The organism is Burkholderia sp. Se-20373 (assembly GCF_017104705.1).
Taxonomy (GTDB): Bacteria; Pseudomonadota; Gammaproteobacteria; order Burkholderiales; family Burkholderiaceae; genus Burkholderia.
The window spans coordinates 64760-80891 of record NZ_JAAGPH010000012.1 but is presented as its reverse complement, the minus strand read 5'-3'; the positions used below and the strand labels follow the sequence as shown (position 1 = coordinate 80891).

Annotated in this window: 15 protein-coding genes; 12 read left to right on the top strand and 3 right to left on the bottom strand. The window is 65.0% G+C overall.

Going from position 1 to position 16132, the window contains the following annotated elements; translation table 11 throughout:
• The first annotated feature begins 85 nt into the window (after positions 1-85).
• Positions 86-1156 (top strand): lysozyme inhibitor LprI family protein, encoded by a 1071-nt coding sequence (locus G3N96_RS07030; RefSeq protein ID WP_241022523.1) that lies wholly within the window; start codon positions 86-88, stop codon positions 1154-1156.
• A 36-nt stretch (positions 1157-1192) separates the two neighbouring features.
• Here the strand turns inward: G3N96_RS07030 and G3N96_RS07025 are convergent, their stop codons facing one another.
• Complete coding sequence (locus tag G3N96_RS07025; RefSeq protein WP_124578767.1) at positions 1193-2278, bottom strand: LacI family DNA-binding transcriptional regulator; 1086 nt, start codon at positions 2276-2278, stop codon at positions 1193-1195.
• Between the two features lie 241 nt (positions 2279-2519).
• Between G3N96_RS07025 and rbsK the strand changes: the two genes are divergently transcribed.
• Genes rbsK through G3N96_RS07010 form a run of 3 tightly spaced genes read left to right on the top strand, consistent with a single transcriptional unit; the run spans position 2520 to position 5815 of the window.
• Positions 2520-3446, top strand: a complete 927-nt coding sequence (rbsK, locus tag G3N96_RS07020; protein WP_206136747.1) for a ribokinase — start codon at positions 2520-2522, stop codon at positions 3444-3446.
• A 60-nt stretch (positions 3447-3506) separates the two neighbouring features.
• The gene (locus tag G3N96_RS07015; protein ID WP_206136746.1) at positions 3507-4826 is read left to right on the top strand and encodes an MFS transporter; all 1320 of its coding nucleotides are present in this window, start codon (positions 3507-3509) and stop codon (positions 4824-4826) included.
• 44 nt (positions 4827-4870) lie between these two features.
• Positions 4871-5815: a dihydrodipicolinate synthase family protein gene (locus tag G3N96_RS07010; protein WP_206136745.1), complete on the top strand. Its 945-nt coding sequence runs from the start codon at positions 4871-4873 to the stop codon at positions 5813-5815.
• Positions 5816-5892: 77 nt separating this feature from the next.
• Here the strand turns inward: G3N96_RS07010 and fliD are convergent, their stop codons facing one another.
• Positions 5893-7395 carry a flagellar filament capping protein FliD gene (gene fliD / locus G3N96_RS07005; protein WP_206136744.1) on the bottom strand — a complete coding sequence of 501 codons (1503 nt, stop codon included), beginning with the start codon at positions 7393-7395 and terminating at the stop codon, positions 5893-5895.
• 325 nt (positions 7396-7720) lie between these two features.
• On the opposite strand from fliD, the gene G3N96_RS07000 reads away from it, so the two are divergent.
• The 3 genes from G3N96_RS07000 (at position 7721) to G3N96_RS06990 (ending at position 10868) form a co-directional block, all read left to right on the top strand.
• A complete protein-coding gene (locus G3N96_RS07000; RefSeq protein ID WP_206136743.1) occupies positions 7721-7966 on the top strand; it encodes a hypothetical protein in 246 nt (81 codons plus the stop codon).
• Between the two features lie 125 nt (positions 7967-8091).
• Positions 8092-10476, top strand: a complete 2385-nt coding sequence (locus tag G3N96_RS06995) for an EAL domain-containing protein (protein WP_206136742.1) — start codon at positions 8092-8094, stop codon at positions 10474-10476.
• Positions 10477-10523: 47 nt separating this feature from the next.
• Positions 10524-10868, top strand: coding sequence for a multidrug efflux SMR transporter (locus tag G3N96_RS06990; RefSeq protein ID WP_012366583.1), 345 nt, complete (start codon positions 10524-10526; stop codon positions 10866-10868).
• 208 nt (positions 10869-11076) lie between these two features.
• Here the strand turns inward: G3N96_RS06990 and G3N96_RS06985 are convergent, their stop codons facing one another.
• Positions 11077-11310 carry a hypothetical protein gene (locus G3N96_RS06985; RefSeq protein ID WP_206136741.1) on the bottom strand — a complete coding sequence of 78 codons (234 nt, stop codon included), beginning with the start codon at positions 11308-11310 and terminating at the stop codon, positions 11077-11079.
• A gap of 65 nt (positions 11311-11375) precedes the next feature.
• On the opposite strand from G3N96_RS06985, the gene G3N96_RS06980 reads away from it, so the two are divergent.
• The 5 genes from G3N96_RS06980 to G3N96_RS06960 all read left to right on the top strand — a co-directional run bounded on the left by G3N96_RS06980 (position 11376) and on the right by G3N96_RS06960 (position 16123).
• Entirely contained in the window at positions 11376-12056 is a 681-nt protein-coding gene (locus G3N96_RS06980) for a hypothetical protein (RefSeq protein WP_124671004.1), read from the top strand.
• 31 nt (positions 12057-12087) lie between these two features.
• On the top strand, positions 12088-12585 hold the full coding sequence (locus G3N96_RS06975) for an Lrp/AsnC family transcriptional regulator (RefSeq protein ID WP_012337265.1): 498 nt from the start codon (positions 12088-12090) through the stop codon (positions 12583-12585).
• A gap of 151 nt (positions 12586-12736) precedes the next feature.
• A complete protein-coding gene (locus G3N96_RS06970; protein ID WP_206136740.1) occupies positions 12737-13816 on the top strand; it encodes a homoserine dehydrogenase in 1080 nt (359 codons plus the stop codon).
• Positions 13813-15243, top strand: a complete 1431-nt coding sequence (locus G3N96_RS06965; protein ID WP_206136739.1) for an aldehyde dehydrogenase family protein — start codon at positions 13813-13815, stop codon at positions 15241-15243. Before G3N96_RS06970 ends, G3N96_RS06965 begins: the two co-directional genes overlap by 4 nt.
• Positions 15244-15325: 82 nt before the next feature.
• Entirely contained in the window at positions 15326-16123 is a 798-nt protein-coding gene (locus G3N96_RS06960) for an ATP-binding cassette domain-containing protein (RefSeq protein ID WP_206136738.1), read from the top strand.
• The last annotated feature ends 9 nt before the right edge of the window (positions 16124-16132 follow it).

Below are 16132 nucleotides of genomic sequence, written 5' to 3'. Positions count from 1 at the left end.
ACACATGCCGGGCCGGGTGTTTTTACCTCGAATGCCGCGTGCAGGTAGCTTCTACAGGCGCGCGATCCTGCGACGAGCCAAGCCGATGACCCCCCAGAACCCGAAGAATGCGCGCGGGCAAACCGCGATTTCCGCCAGTGCCGTGCGGCACACGCACCTGCGATCCATCGCGGCCGCCGCGTGGCTGACCCTGCTGCCGCTCGCCGCTCAGGCCGCCGGCTTCGACTGCGCGAAAGCCGCTTCGCCAAGCGAGAAGGCGATCTGCGCGGATGCCGCGCTGTCGAAGCTCGACGGCGACCTCGCGACGGCGTGGAAGCAGGCGCTCGGAAAAGGCGGCGATACGGCCGCGCTGAAAGCCGCGCAGCTGAAATGGCTCAAGCAGCGCGACCGGTGCGGCGGCGACGCGCAGTGCCTCCGCGATCGCTACCGCGAACGGCTCGCGAGCCTGAACGGCAAGCCGCTGGCCGCCGACCGTTGGCAGCAGACGTGGTACATGACGAGCGACAACCCGTCGTTCGGCGGCGTGCTGACGTTCACCGGCACGGCACCGCGCCTGCATTTCGAGCTGGGCGGCAACAACGGCGCGAATACGGGCGGGCTCGATGGCGACATCGTGCTGCACGGCGACAGCGGCACCTACCGCAAGGACACGTGCCGGCTCGATTTCGAACGGAAGGGCGGGCGCATCGGCGTCACGCAACACGGCGCGGATTCTGACTGCGGTGCGGGCGCGGGTGTCGTCTACGGCGGCCAGTACGTGACCGCGTCGCAGTTCCAGGCCAAACCGGCGGCCGACCTGCTGAGCCTCAAGGTCGTCGACGACGCGACGCAGAACGCGACCGCGCACAAGCTGCTCGGCGCCGATTACCAGACGCTCGTCGACAACGTCAACTACAGCGCCGACGAGAAGGATCTCGACGGGCTGAACGCGCACGTGAATGCGTACTGGGTGCGCGGCATCGCGACGACGAACGCGGCGATCGTGATGCGCCGCGGTAACGACCTGTGGATCGGGCTGCTCGTGTTCGACGCGAAGAACAACGTGCGGATGCGCTATTACACGAACGTGCCGCAGTGGAACAAGCGCGTGCCGAAGACCATCCAGGCGTGGCACGACAATCTCGACAAGACGCTGCCGGTCGACGTGATGCAATGAAGGGAGGTCGGGCAGCCGAAGCTGCCCGGTGCGTTCTTATTTTTTACGTCCTGCCCGCACCTGCGCCGGCGCCGCAGCCGATTCCCGCGTGCGCAACTCCGGCAGCACCGCATGCCCGGGCCCCGTTGCGCCGTTCTCGAGCGCATCGAGCAAGGCCCGCGCGGCCTGGCGCCCGATCGCGTGGGTGTCGACCCACATCGTCGTCAGCGGCGGCTGGATCTCGCGCGCGAGCGCGATGTCGTCGAAGCCGGTGATCGACAATTGCGCGGGCACGTCGATGCCGAGCGCCTGCGCCTCGAGCAACGCGCCCAGCGCGAGCGCGTCGTTGCCGCAGATCACGGCCGTCGGCCGTGTGGCCGCGTCGCTGTCGACGATTGCCCGCAGGCTCGCCCGCCCGAACGCGATCGTGGCCGCGCCTTCGTGCTGATGGACGGGACGCACCGCGAGCCCGCGCGCGGCCAGCGTGTCGTGAATGCCGCGCAGGCGCGCCTGCACACGGTCGTTGTCGGCGGACGGCTGCATGATGATCGCGAAATCGCGGTGGCCGAGGTCGAGCAGGTGGGTGGTGAGCCGCGCGAACGCCGCGCGGTTGTCGAAGCCGATGCAGCAGTGCGGGCTGTCGTCGCGATACGCATAGGTGACGACGTACGGCACGCGGTGCATCGCAAGCAGTTCGAACAATTCCGGCGGATACGCTTCGCCGACGAGCGACACGGCTTCCACGCCGCGCGACAGCATCGCGCGCACCTGGTCCAGCGCCTGCGCGGGATCGTAGTTCGAGCAGCCGAGGAACAGCGTGATGCCGTGCTCGGCCATGACCGTCTGCATGCCCGCGACCTGCGAGGCGAACACCTGGTCGTCAAGCGTCGGAATGATCGCGCCCGTGATGTGGGTGCGCGTGGACGCGAGCGCACGGCCCGCCGCATTCGGGATCCAGTTCAGCGCGCGCGCCGCGTCGCGCACGCGCTGCTGCACGTCGGCCGACACCTTGCCGGGATCGTTGTACACGCGCGAAACGGTCGCGGTCGACACGCCGGCCAGCTTCGCGACATCGCCGAGCACCGAGCGGCCGCTGCCACGGCGCGCGCGGGGCGCGCCGGCGCGGGACGGGGGCGAACTCATCGGCTGTCTCCAGGCGTGGCGGCGATGGCAGCGCTACAAGTTGTCAAATGCGTCAATGTTTACCCTCGTTTCGTGGTGGCGCCGCTTGCATTCTCGCTCGACCCTGTGAGAATGTAAGCGCTATCTTGACGTGCTTCCGTATTATGTCAGACCCATATTCTATCCATATCGTGAAATTTTCATCGACGACGGCCATTCCGGCCTTTTTGTCCATCGCAAATGTAAGCGGTTACATTCGGAAATGAGAGACACCCCTTCCCCGCGCATCGCCGTCGTCGGCAGCGTCAACATCGACCTCGTCACACGTGCGCCGCGCCTGCCGGTGCCGGGCGAGACGCTGCTCGGCACCGATTTCCAGACCGTCCATGGCGGCAAGGGGGCGAACCAGGCGGTCGCGGCCGCGCGCCTGGGCGCGTCCGTCGCGATGATCGGCTGCGTCGGCGACGACGCGTTCGGCGCGCGCCTGCACGACGCGCTGTCGGCAGAGGGCATCGACGTGACGCATCTGACGCGGATCGGCGGTACGGCCACTGGAGTGGCCACGATCACGGTCGACGAGGGCGGCGCGAACAGCATCGTCGTCGTGCCCGGCGCGAATGCGCGCCTCGATGCCGACCGGATCGATGCGGCGCGCGAAACGATCGCCGGGGCGGCGATGCTCGTGAGCCAGCTCGAAGTGCCGGTCGCCACCGTGGCGCGCGCCATTGCCTGCGCCTCGGCGCACCGCACGCCGGTGCTGCTCAATCCCGCGCCCGCGCAGCGGCTGTTCGACGCGCTGCTCGCACGGGTCGACTACCTCGTCGTCAACGAAACCGAAGCCGAGTCGCTGACCGGCATCGCTGTCGGCGACGATGCGTCCGCCGTGCGCGCCGCCGATGCGCTGTGCGCGAAGGGCGTGGGCAACGTGCTGGTCACGCTCGGCGCGCGCGGCGTGTGCTGGCGCGGCGGTGCAGGCAATGGCCGCCTGCGGGCGATGTCGGTGGTCGCCGTCGATACGACCGCGGCCGGCGACACGTTCGTCGGCGGGTTCGCGGCCGCTCGCGCGGGCGGCGCGTCGATGGACGACGCGATCGGCTTCGGCCAGCGCGCCGCCGCGATCAGCGTGACACGCCACGGCGCGCAGACCTCGATTCCGACGCGCGACGAAGTGGCATGCCTGGAACCTTGAATTCCGCATCAGACGGACAGGCCGGAACCGGCCGATATCACTGACATGGAGACAACCGCAATGAACGAAACCCCGACCGTTCCGCCCGCCCCGCCGCGTATCCGGCGCGGGCAACGCATCGCGCTCGCGCTGTTGATGGTGAGCGGCATCGTCAACTACCTCGATCGCGGCACGCTGGCCGTCGCGAGCTCGGCGATCCGCGCCGATCTCGGCCTGTCGCTCGCGCAGATGGGGCTGCTGCTGTCGGCCTTCTCGTGGAGCTACGCGCTGTGCCAGTTCCCGGTCGGCGGGCTGGTCGACCGCATCGGGCCGCGCCGGCTGCTCGGGATCGGCCTGATCGTATGGTCGATCGCGCAAGCGGCGGGCGGTATCGTGTCGACCTTCGGCTGGTTCATCGTCGCGCGCATCGTGCTCGGCATCGGCGAGGCGCCGCAATTCCCGTCGGCCGCGCGGGTGGTGAGCAACTGGTTTCCGCTGCGCGCACGCGGCACGCCGACCGGCATTTTCAATGCCGCGTCGCCGCTCGGTACCGCGCTCGCGCCGTTGCTGCTGTCGATCCTCGTCGCGTCGTTCGACTGGCGCTGGGCGTTCGTCGCGACGGGCGCGGCCGGTCTCGTCGTCGCCATCGTCTGGTTCGCGCTGTATCGCGATCCGGTGCGCGCGCAACTGACCGCCGCCGAGCGCAATTACCTCGACACCGACGCGCAAAGCACGGTCGCGGCGCCGAAACTGACGTTCGCCGAATGGCGCGGCCTGTTCTCGCACGGCACGACCTGGGGGATGCTGATCGGCTATTTCGGTTCCGTGTACCTGAACTGGGTGTACCTCACCTGGCTGCCGGGCTACCTGACGATGGAGCGGCACATGAGCCTGATCCGCACCGGCTTCGCCGCGTCGGTGCCGTTCCTGTGCGGGTTCGTCGGTTCGCTGCTGGCCGGCTGGCTGTCGGACCTGATCACGCGCCGCAGCCGTTCGCCGGTCGTGAGCCGGCGCAATGCGGTGGTGGTCGCGATGCTCGGAATGGTCGCGTTCACGATTCCCGCCGCGCTCGCGCAGAGCAACACGGTGGCGCTCGCCTGCATTTCGGTCGTGATCTTTCTCGCCAACGCGGCGTCGGCCTGTTCGTGGGCGCTCGCGACGGCAGCCGCGCCGCCGAGCCGCATTGCGTCGCTCGGCGCGATCCAGAATTTCGGCGGTTTCATCGGCGGCGCGCTCGCGCCGATCCTGACGGGCATCATCGCGCAGAAGTGGTCGTTCGTGCCGGCGCTGCTGGCGGCCGCGGCGATCGCGTTCGCGGGCGCGATGGCGTACCTGCTGCTGGTGCGCAAGCCGATTCCCGAGCAGGCCGCGAACGCCGCGCCCGGGCCGTTGCCGGCCTGAGCACGCGGCTTGCGCCACGCATTCACTGAAGCAAGGAGAAACAGATGCAACACCCGCAGCAATCGAACGTGACCATCGAGGGCATCGTCCCGGTGATGCTGACGCCGTTCGACGACGCCGGCGCGATCGACTACGCCGGGCTCGAGCGGCTCATCGAATGGTATCTGGCGCACGGCGCCGATGCGCTGTTCGCGGTCGCGCAGTCGAGCGAGATGCAGTGCCTGAGCCTGGCCGAACGCGCGGCACTCGCGCGCTTCGTGGTCGAGCGGGTGGCCGGGCGCGTGCCGGTCGTCGCGTCCGGGCACATCAGCGACGATCTCGACGCGCAGGCCGAGGAGCTGTGCGCGGCGGCCGAATCGGGCGCGCAGGGCGTCGTGCTCGTGACCAACCGACTCGATCCGCAGCGCAAGGGCAGCGCCGCGCTGCTCGACCATCTGCACCGGCTGCTCGCGCGCTTGCCGTCGGATCTGCCGCTCGGGCTGTACGAGTGCCCGGCGCCTTACCGTCGGCTGTTGTCGGATGACGAACTGCGTGCGTGCATCGACACGGGCCGCTTCGTGATGCTCAAGGATGTGAGCTGCGACCTGGAGACGGTGAAGCGGCGGGTCGCGCTCGCCGAGGGCTCGCCGCTGAAGATCCTCAACGCGAACGCCGCGATTGCGTGGGACGCGATGAAGGCGGGGTCCGCCGGCTTCAACGGCGTGTTCACCAACTTCCATCCGGACCTGTACCGATGGTTGCGCACGCAAGGGGCATCGAATCCGGCGCTGGCCGACGAACTGTCGACGTTCCTCGTCGTGTCGGCGGTGTCGGAGGCGCTAGGGTACCCGGCGCTCGCGAAGCTCTATCACCAGCGAATCGGCACCTTCGCGTCGATCCGTTGCCGCGTGATCGACTACGACGTGCGTGAGCGGTTCTGGGCGCTCGATGCGGTGCTCGACAAGATCGTGGCCGGGACCGAGCATTTCCGGCGAAGGATCGCCGCGTAACCGTGCGCGGCGGCGCGAGCCGGTCGATCCATTGACCGGCTCGCGCCGCGATGATCGTCAATCGGCGCGGACGCTCTTCACTTGTTCGCCAGCGTGCCGTTGCTGTTGGCTCCGCCGAACAGCCGCGTCAGGTACTGCGTGTTCGAGTTCATCTTGGCCATCAGCGCATTGAGTGCCGTGAACTGCGCCTGGTACTGCTTGGTCAGTTGCGCGGCGTAGTCGGCCAGATTCGTCTGTTGCTGCGTGACGCGCTTCAGGTCGGCGCCCAGCGCGTTCGTGCGCAGGTCGATCATCCCGCCGCGCTTCGTGAAGGTCTCGATCTGGTCGGTCAGTTGCTTGCCTACCCCGTTCGTCGCGTTGAACAGGTGCGCGACCCCCGACGGGTTGTTGTTCAGCGCACTGTCGAGCTTCGCGCTGTCGGCCCTCAGCGTGCCGTCCTTCTCGAGCGAGATGCCGATCGCCGCCAGGTTCGTGTGCCCGTCGCCGTTCTTGTTGGGAACGCCGCGCGCGATGGTCGACGCGAGGGCGTTGCGGATCGTGTGCAGCGTCGAATCGCCGATCAGCGCGCCCTGCGCGCTCGCCCCTGGCGTGTAGCTCGACAGCGCGCCCATCGTCTTGACGACGGCGTTGTACTGGTTCACGAAATTCGTGATCGTGGCCGCCTGCGACTTCGTGTCGGGGCTGATCGTCAGCGTCTGCGTATCGGTTGCGCTGACCGCGGCCGCCGACAAGTTCAGCGTGACGCCGTTCAGCACGCCCGATACCGTGTTGCTCGCGCTGGTCGACGCGATGCCGCTGACCGTGAACTTCGCGTCCTGCGCGACGGCGCTTTGCCGCCATGCGGCCGCGCTGTTCGCCGAGTCGATCCTCGACGGGCCGCCCGTCGGGTCGGCCGTCGACGTGACGCCGAGGTTCGACAGCCCGTTGTCGTTGGCCACGTTGCCGACCGCGACGCCGATCGTGCTCGCCGAGCCCGTCTTCGGCGACGCGAGCACGAGGTGCGCGCCGTCGGTGCCGTTGATGACCGTCGCGCTGATCCCCGGGTTGTTCGTTGCGGAGTTGATCGCGGCCGCGATGCCTGACAGCGTGTTGTTCGTGCCGTTGACGTCGACTTTGAACGACTGGTTGCCGAGCGACAGCGTCAGGGTGCCGGTGCCGAGCGCCTTCTTCCCGTCGACGCCCGACGAAGCCAGCGACTGCGCGGTCGCGATCTGCGTGACGCCGATCGTGTAGGTGCCGGCAACCGCGCCTGCACTCGGTGTCGCGGTCAGGCCCTTGCCGCTCGCGACCGCGGTGAACGTCGACTGCAGCGCGCCATTCGCCAGCGTGGCGAGGCCCGCTTCGAGCGCCCCTAGCGCCGACGACAGCGCGCCGAATGCGGAAATCTGCGTGGTGCCGGTCTGCTGCGACGCGGCGAGCGCCGCGGCCCGGCCGGCCGTCTTCGCGTTCACCAGCGTCGTGACGAGCAAGCCGACATCCATCGACCCATTGCCGGTCGAGCCGTTGATGATCGATTGCGCCGCCTGTTGCAACAGGCTGTTCGTGTTCGCGCTGCTGTTCACAGGCATGTTCGTTGCCATGGGTGGTCTCCGGTTGAAAAGCGATCCCGTGACGAGCGGCGGTCGACGGCCTGCGGCGATGCGCGTGCGGGCCGTGTCCGGAGCGACACGTTCCGGGTGTCACGGGAGTGTCGGGAAAACGTAAGGACGTGCGCTATCGTATATTTAAATCTGTATTGGTTAGTAATTTTTTGTAATGATTGTTGGGAAAAGTGTGGGCGGAATGCGGTGATGGAGCGGGGGTTAAAGGTTTGCGATTTTGTGCCGTTAACGATGCACCATTTTTATTGTATTTATGGATGGGTTTTACTGGAATTGAGAACTTGCGGGCAGCATGAATGTTTGATTGGTTTTTTCGCTTGCTCGGCTAAACACCGGCTCGATCGACAGTGCGCGGAAGGTGTTCTTCCTGGCAGCTATCGGGCTGAAAACCCCTTCCCACGGGACGGCATCCTCCGCGGATGACATCAACCCGCTTGCCCGTGAAACGTTTTCGTTTGCCAATACGCATTTCCAGGCCAGACGCCTTTGCCCCGGAACGGGGGCCTATGCCGATTGGAAGGAAGGTCGAATTTGGAAATTGATTTACTGATGGCAGGTTTGTACACATAACGTATCGTCGAATCGCAATGGCGATATTTCGATATGGCCCGTGAGCACGAATCGGCGCTTCCATATCGACTGGATACGGAAACCGGATATGAATGGGCGGTTTTCATGTCCTTGAAACACAAGGGGAGATTCAGCTCACCGGATTCATGGCTGCAGGCTGCGTTCCTTAATGAAGAGCGTCAATTCCTGCAATACGGCAGGGTTGTCGGCGCGGTTTCGGTGTATGCAATGCACGAGCGCTTCCGCCTTCTTGGAATCGCCTCAAGTGTCATGGCGATCCTGCTCGCCGCGACCGCGATTGCGTTCGTCGTCGCCAGACGAAGGGAGAAACTGAACCTGCTGTCGCTTGCATTGAATCACACCGATAGCGCCGCAGTCGTGACCACACCGGACGGCCGGGTCGTATACGCGAACGAGGGATTCACGCAGATGTTGGGGTACAAGATGTCGGAGATACTCGGCAAACGTCCGACCGACTTCGTGGTCGGGCCTTATTCGGACTTCGGCACGGTCAGTGATATTCGTGTGAAGGTGGGCGCTCACCTGAGCTTTAAGACCAAGATTCTCGTCTATAGCAAGAGCGGCCACCCGTTATGGATCCTGGCCACAGTCAATCCGGTGTTCGACGCAAGGGGCGTGTGCAAGAACGTCGTCGGAATCTGGACTGACATTACCAGTACGAAAATACACGAGGAGCTTCAGCGCAAGGTGCTGGGCGCGATGGCACGGGAAGAGCCTTTGGCCAATGTTACGACACTTGTGTGCCACGAAGCAGAGCGGATCGCGCCGGCCGTGACGGCATCGATCAGACGAATCGATGACGACGGTAAGCTATGGACACTCGCGGCACCAAGCTTGCCGATGGAATATGCGAGGGCGATTGATGGGTTGCGTATCGCCCCCGACTTCGTAGAGCGGATCGCTGCGGGCCCGTTCGGCAGACACATTGTATTTCCCACCACATCGCCGGACGAAGCCTACGCATCGCACAGCGCGCTCGCAATCTCGTTTGGGTTCACTTCGTGCTGGTGGCATCCAATCCGGTCTACCGATGGGCGCACGCTCGGCACGCTCTCGTTCTACTATCGCGAGTCACACCAACCCAGTGCGCTTCATCAGGAGCTTGTGGACGCCAGTCTGAATTTGTGCGCGTTGGCATTGGAGCGAGAAGGAAGCAAGGAGCGCATTCGCCGTCTCGCCTTCTATGACGGCCTGACCGGATTACCTAATCGACAGCTGCTGATGAGTCAAGCGGAGTCGGTGCTTGCCGCCGCCGTCGCGAGTCAGCATTCGTTCGCGGTGATGTTTGTCGATCTCAACAGCTTCAAGCAGGTGAACGACACGCTGGGGCACGCGGCGGGAGACGGTTTGCTGAGCGAAGTTGCACAGCGCCTCAAGATTGACCTGCGCGATACGGATATTGTCGGTCGGCTGTCGGGCGATGAGTTCGTGATCGTTCTGTCACCGGCCGACATTGAACTGACGCTCGACTTTGCGGAACGAACGATGAACAGGTTGCGCCAGCCCGTCCAGATTAGTGACACGAACCTGACGCCCGCGGCGAGCATGGGCATCGCGATCTTTCCGCAGCACGGCGAGAGCATTGGTGCGTTGATGCAGCATGCCGACATGGCCATGTATGAGGCGAAGTTCGCCGGGCACCACGAGTATCGAGTCTTTGAGCCAGAACTGATGCGTGCGAGGGAGGCGCGCCGGAAGCTCGGGCTGGCACTGCGCGACAGCCTCGTCGCGGGGGAGTTGCAACTTCACTATCAGCCTCAGGTGCGTCTGGATGATGATAGTTTGTACGGAGTCGAAGCGCTTGCGCGCTGGTTTCATCGTGATTTTGGCAACGTGGCGCCGGACCATTTCATCCCGCTTGTCGAGGAGTGCGGACTGGTTGCGGAGTTCAATCGATGGGTATTGACCGAGGCGTGCCGGCAATTGGCGCAATGGTGCGAAGCCGGTCTAGATGTTCCCCGGATATCGGTCAACATTTCGCCCACGGCGTTTCGCGATCCTGCGTTCGCTTCCCTGGTAAGCAGTCTGCTGGGGACGTACAAACTTGCGCCTTCTCAGTTGACGCTTGAGGTCACCGAGGCCGTGTTGCTCGACGCGACGGATAGCGTAATGACAACCATTCAAGACGTTCATTCCCTCGGCGTCAATATGGCGATCGACGATTTCGGTACGGGGTACTCGAGCCTCAGCTATTTGCGGCGGTTGCCTGTGAACGAGGTGAAGCTGGACAAGAGCTTTATCAGCAACGTTGAAAACAGCGAGAATGCGAGATCGCTTGTCAACTCGGTCGCCGACATCTGTGCCAAGCTACATTTGACGATCGTTGCCGAAGGCGTGGAAACCGACGTTCAGCGACAGATACTTCAGGCACGGGGCTACCAAGTCGCTCAAGGGTATCTCTTTTCGCCGCCTATTGAGGCGGCCGAACTGCCAGTCTGGATCAATGTGACTTTGTCTGGACGCATATGAGGGTGGAGGTGGCCCTGTTGACAACATCCAATCTGAAGGTAGAACCCATGTTTGTCGTCTCTAGTCCGCTTGCCGCCTGGTCGATCGTTGTCGCTTCCGGTTTATTGGAAGTTGTCTTCTCCGTGACGATGAAGCTTTCTGACAGCTACTCAAAAGCACTGCCTGGCGGGATATCGATCGTGGCGGCCGTACTGAGCGTGTGGCTAATGAGTCTCACATTAAAAATTCTCCCACTGGGAGACGCTTACGCCGTATGGGCAGGAATTGGTGCCGCGGGAACGGCGTTGGTCGGCATCGTCTGGTTCCATGAGCCCGTCCTGCTCGGGCGGCTGTTCTGCATTGCCCTCGTTGTCGTGGGCATCGTGGGTTTGCAACTGCAGGAAGGCATCTAGCTCAGCGTATCGATGTAAGCGGAATAGGGTATCAACTCATTGCCGACACGCATGCTCGATGGATGGCCTGCTGTGAGCCCTCGATCATCCGATCCCCGACTGAGCGTGGTGGTGCAAGCGGCGCGTTCCCTCCATGATTGCGGGCTGCCTCGGCGACCCGATGCTCAGGCAATCACCGTACTCGTTGGGGGGGGCTTCATGGTTTGAGTCACCCGAGCCCGATAGCCGATTCGCCCCGCGCGATCGGGCGGCCGCCGAGCGTGTTGGCCTGCGTCCAGGATGTCGTCGTCTTCCAGCCCGTACCCTGACCGGAGCTGTCGAGACCGAACTGGATGCCAAACAGCCGGATGTGCGGATTTTTTGACGCTTTACGTCGAAATTTACGGCTGTTGAGATTTTTTCGGTCGCTTCTCCGCGATATTATTTTCTCAGCCCCGAACATCTCAGCCAATCCACGAAGTGCGCCAGCATCCCTACGACGCGGCCCCTCAAGCACGAGAGAGTTGTATGCCGGACACGCCAATCGTCATCGTTGAACACGCCCGCAGGCGAACCGCTCAAGTCCGAGCCGGCGACGTTCCCACCGCCATGCGGGATGGTCCGAAGTGGGTATGCAGGATCGTCCCGGATCACGCACAGAGTTCCCGCGAAGGGCACCGGTCGATGGCACGCACGGCTGAAATGCTCGGCCGACTAAAACCTGCGAGCGTCGTGTTGACGGACGCCGCCCCGAGCGACGGTGGCTCGCTGGTGCGCTCTTCGACCGATGGGGCCGGCCGATGTCGCGCGTATGCGCATCTCTGCGCGGACCGGATCCTCGAGATGGTAGGCATGCCGGCAGTCGGCCCGTGGCTCGACGAGCACGATGCCTGGTGGCCCGGCGCGTACGAACTGCCGTTGCTCGAGCAGTTGTCCGCGAACGATTCGCCCCTGCACGACCTGTTTGGTGCGAGTGCCACCGTCCATTTGTTGATGAGCCTGACCGAAGTCGACGGCACTGCACTCGTGACCGAATCGGACGACGGCATCGAGCGTCCGTTCCGTATTCCTGCGGGCGTGGACACGATCCATTTCGCCCCCGTATGCGTCCGCGGCCCTGCGGCGCAGTGGCGCGAAACGCTCGTCACCGCGTTCGACCGTGTCCGGCATCTGGTCGGGCTCAGGTCGACTCGCCCTTTCTATCTTTGACGCAAGCCCCCGTTCTCCGGCAAGCCACGCCATGACCGATCCACTCGACACCTTCGACCGCAAGATCCTGAATATCGTCCAGCGCGATTGCACCGCCACTGCGGATGCCATCGCCGAACGGATCGGCCTGTCTACGTCCGCCGTGCAGAAGCGGCTGAAGCGCATGCGTACCGAAAAGATCATCTCGGCGGAAATCGCGGTGGTCGATCGCGCGGCCGTCGGCCGGCCGATGACGTTCATTGCGGCGATCGAGATCGAACGCGAAAACTACGAGACGGTCGCCCGGTTCCGCGAGTGGTCGAAGGCGCATGACGAAATCCAGCAGATCTACTACGTGACCGGCTCCGTCGACCTGATCGCGATCATCACTGCACGCGACGTCGAGGCGTACGACCGGCTGTCCGCGCGGATCATGCAAAGCAACCCGATGATTCGCCGGATCAATACGAATGTCGTGCTGAGCGCGGTCAAGGTCGGGCTGTTCGTGCCGGTCGACAAGGACGGCGACGACGCACCGTCCACTGCCTGACGAGCGCGGTTCGCGCGGCGACGGCCGATCCGTCCGTCCCGCGTGACAAACCGCAACGCGTGACTGCCCGAATCCGTCGAAACGCATAATTTGTCGATCAATTCGCATAACTAACATGTTTCCTGTAGTCAATGAACAGGAGATGATCAAGATGGAACTCAAACTGGCACTGGTCGGTTTCGGCGGAGTCAATCAGGGACTGGTCGAACTGCTCAAAAAGAAGCGCGCGATGCTGGGTGCGGCGGAACTCGACGTATCGGTGACGATGGTCGCCGATCTGCGACTCGGGATCGCGACGAATCCTCGCGGTATCTCGTTGGACGTCCTCGACGAAACCGCTCGGCGGGGCGTCGATGCCGAAGCGCTGCGCCGCGATCCCGGCACGCTGGTGTCGCCGGACGTCGGCCTCGGCGCCGTGCTGAAGGCCATTGCGTCGGACCACGTGGATGTCGTCATCGAGGCGACCTTCACCGATCCGAACACCGGCGAGCCCGCGCTGTCGCATTGCCGTACCGCACTTGAATGCGGCAAGCACGTGATCACGACGAACAAGGGGCCGATCGCGCTCGCGCAGCCGGCACTGGCGCGGATCGCCGCGCAATCGGGTGCTTGCGTGATGTACGAGGGCACGGTGATGAGCGGCACGCCGGTGCTGCGGCAGCTTGCGACCTCGCTGCGCGGTTGCGACATCAACGGCTTCGCCGGCATCCTGAACGGTACGTCGAACTACGTGCTCGGCGAGGTCGAGGCCGGCGCGAGCTTCGATGCGGCGATCCGGGATGCGCAGCAGCGCGGCTATGCGGAGGCGAACCCCGCGGCCGACGTCAACGGGTCGGACGTGCAGCTGAAGGTCGTGATTCTGGCGAACGCGCTGTGGAACGCTGGCCTCACGCGTGGCGACGTGACGTGCCGCGGCATCGTGGAGCTGACCGAGCACGACGTGCGCGCGGCGGCGGCGGAGGGCATGTCCTGGCGGTTGATCGGCTCGGCCGTCCGCCATCCGGACGGCACCGTGACCGCGAGTGTCGAGCCGCGCAAGCTGCCTGCCGGCCATCCGTTGCGTGCCGCGAGCGGCGTGACGAATGCGATCACGTTCGACACCGACGTGCTCGGCGGCGTGACGATCAGCGGGCCCGGTGCGGGGCGCGAGGAAACGGCGTTCGCGATCCTGTCCGACCTGATCGAACTCGCCGACAGGATCGGCGCCGTGTCGCACGAGGTGGCCGCATGAGCGCGCGCGATGCGGTGATGACCGGCTGCACGGGGGCCGGCGTGGCAGATGTCCGGTCGCCGTATGACGGCACGATCGTCGGCCAGGTTCGGCTGTCGCCCGTCGATGCGGCACCGGGCCTCGTCGAGCGCGCGCTCGAAGGGGCGCATGCGGCCGCGACCATGCCGCGCAACCGGCGGGCTGACATCCTGTTTCGCGCAGCAGCGATCGTCGAGGCGCGCACGGAGACGTTCGCACGCACGATCGCGCTCGAAGCGGGCAAGCCGTTGCGGCAGGCCCGCAAGGAGGTCGCGCGCTGCGTGAACACGCTGCGCCTGTCGGGCGAGGAAGCGAAACGGCTGACCGGCGAGACGATCCCGTTCGACGGCTATCCCGGCTCCGAGGATCGCAGCGGCTACTACACGCTGGAGCCGCTCGGCGTGATTCTCGCGATCACGCCGTTCAACGACCCGCTGAACCTCGTTGCACACAAGCTCGGGCCGGCGATTGCGACCGGTAATGCGCTGATCCTGAAGCCCTCGCTGCTTGCGCCGCTGTCCGCGCAGGCGCTCGTCGAGGTTCTGTGGGAAGCCGGTGCGCCGCGCGACGCGCTGCAGATCGCGCACGGCGGCGCGGAGATCGCGTCTGCGCTGGTGCGCGACCGGCGGATCCGGATGGTGACCTTTACCGGCGGTCCGGAGACTGGCGAGGCCATCACGCGCCAGGCGGGACTCAAGAAGATCGCGATGGACCTCGGCGGAAATGCGCCGGTGATCGTGATGGCCGACTGCGACCTGAAGGATGCCGCCGAAGCATGCGTGTCGGGCGCGTTCTGGGCGGCGGGACAGAACTGCATCGGCACGCAGCGGATCTTCGTCGCCGACGCCGCGTACGAGCCGTTCGTCCGCTACTTCGTCGAGCTGACCGGCAAGATGGTCGTGGGCGATCCACTGGACGATGCGACCGACATGGGGCCGATGATCGGCGAGGAACAGGCAGCCCGCATCGAACACTGGGTCGACGAAGCGGTCGCCGGCGGTGCGACGGTGTTGAGCGGCCATCGGCGGCGCGGTGCGCTGTATGAACCGACGGTGCTCGTGGATGTGCCGCGCGACGCGCGCATATGGACCGACGAGGTATTCGCGCCGGTCGTGACGATCGAGAAATTCACCGACCTGGAGCAGGCGCTCGACGCGGCGAATGCGTCGGAGAGCTGCCTGCATGCAGGCGTGTTTACCAACCGCCTGGAGGTCGCGCTCGGCGCGGCGGAGCGGCTGCAGGCGGGCGGCGTGATGATCAACGATTCGTCCGACTACCGCTTCGACGGCATGCCGTTCGGCGGCTTCAAGCATGGGTCGCTGGGCCGCGAAGGTGTCCGGTTCGCGATGACGGAAATGACGCAGCCGAAGGTGGTCTGTTTCAGGCGCAACCGGCGGCTGTCGAGCTGATGCGCGAGCGCCGGCACATGACGGGCTGGCGCGGCGCGAACCGGAGCGGTGTGTGTGCAACGTAGCGGAGAAGGAGTCGAGGATGCCAGCAGCAATTCCTGCATGCAGGCCGGCGGCGGACGCGCTGGTGGTCGAGGATATTCACAAGTCGTTCGGCGGTGTCGAGGTGCTGAAGGGCATCTCGCTGACCGCGCGGAATCACGAGGTCGTGTCGATCCTCGGCAGCAGCGGGTCGGGCAAGAGTACGTTCCTCAGGTGCATCAACTTGCTGGAAATGCCCGACCGTGGCCGGATCTGCGTGAACGGCGAAACGCTCGCGCTGAAGCCGGCGGGCCGCGACGGCGCGCTGGTCGCCGCCGACGCGCAGCAGGTGATGCGCGTGCGCCGCAAGCTCGCGATGGTGTTCCAGCAGTTCAATCTCTGGGCGCACATGACGGTGCTGCAGAACGTGATGTTCGTGCCGCTGCGCGTGCTGGGCGTACCGAAGCGCGACGCACGCGACAAGGCGATCGCGATGCTCGAACGGGTCGGGCTCGCCGGCAAGTGCGAGCACTATCCGAACCAGCTGTCGGGCGGCCAGCAACAGCGCGTGGCGATTGCACGTGCACTCGCGACCGATCCCGACGTGATGCTGTTCGACGAGCCGACGTCGGCGCTCGATCCCGAGCTCGTCGGCGAAGTATTGAAGGTGATGCGCTCGCTGGCCGACGAGGGGCGCACGATGCTCGTCGTCACGCACGAGATGGGTTTTGCGCGCGAAGTCGCGAACCGCGTCGTGTTCGTCCATCAGGGACGAATCGAGGAAGACGGCAGTCCGGACGAGGTGTTCGCGAGCCAGAAATCGCCGCGTTTCCAGAAGTTTCTGTCCAGCATCATCTGATGCGGATTC

Coding starts and splice junctions, on each gene's coding strand:
- G3N96_RS07030 (WP_241022523.1), top strand. CDS start 86: ATGACCCCCCAGAACCCGAAGAATGCGCGCGGGCAAACCGCGATTTCC.
- G3N96_RS07025 (WP_124578767.1), bottom strand. CDS start 2,278: ATGAGTTCGCCCCCGTCCCGCGCCGGCGCGCCCCGCGCGCGCCGTGGC.
- rbsK (WP_206136747.1), top strand. CDS start 2,520: ATGAGAGACACCCCTTCCCCGCGCATCGCCGTCGTCGGCAGCGTCAAC.
- G3N96_RS07015 (WP_206136746.1), top strand. CDS start 3,507: ATGAACGAAACCCCGACCGTTCCGCCCGCCCCGCCGCGTATCCGGCGC.
- G3N96_RS07010 (WP_206136745.1), top strand. CDS start 4,871: ATGCAACACCCGCAGCAATCGAACGTGACCATCGAGGGCATCGTCCCG.
- fliD (WP_206136744.1), bottom strand. CDS start 7,395: ATGGCAACGAACATGCCTGTGAACAGCAGCGCGAACACGAACAGCCTG.
- G3N96_RS06995 (WP_206136742.1), top strand. CDS start 8,092: ATGTCCTTGAAACACAAGGGGAGATTCAGCTCACCGGATTCATGGCTG.
- G3N96_RS06990 (WP_012366583.1), top strand. CDS start 10,524: ATGTTTGTCGTCTCTAGTCCGCTTGCCGCCTGGTCGATCGTTGTCGCT.
- G3N96_RS06985 (WP_206136741.1), bottom strand. CDS start 11,310: ATGTTCGGGGCTGAGAAAATAATATCGCGGAGAAGCGACCGAAAAAAT.
- G3N96_RS06980 (WP_124671004.1), top strand. CDS start 11,376: ATGCCGGACACGCCAATCGTCATCGTTGAACACGCCCGCAGGCGAACC.
- G3N96_RS06975 (WP_012337265.1), top strand. CDS start 12,088: ATGACCGATCCACTCGACACCTTCGACCGCAAGATCCTGAATATCGTC.
- G3N96_RS06970 (WP_206136740.1), top strand. CDS start 12,737: ATGGAACTCAAACTGGCACTGGTCGGTTTCGGCGGAGTCAATCAGGGA.
- G3N96_RS06965 (WP_206136739.1), top strand. CDS start 13,813: ATGAGCGCGCGCGATGCGGTGATGACCGGCTGCACGGGGGCCGGCGTG.
- G3N96_RS06960 (WP_206136738.1), top strand. CDS start 15,326: ATGCCAGCAGCAATTCCTGCATGCAGGCCGGCGGCGGACGCGCTGGTG.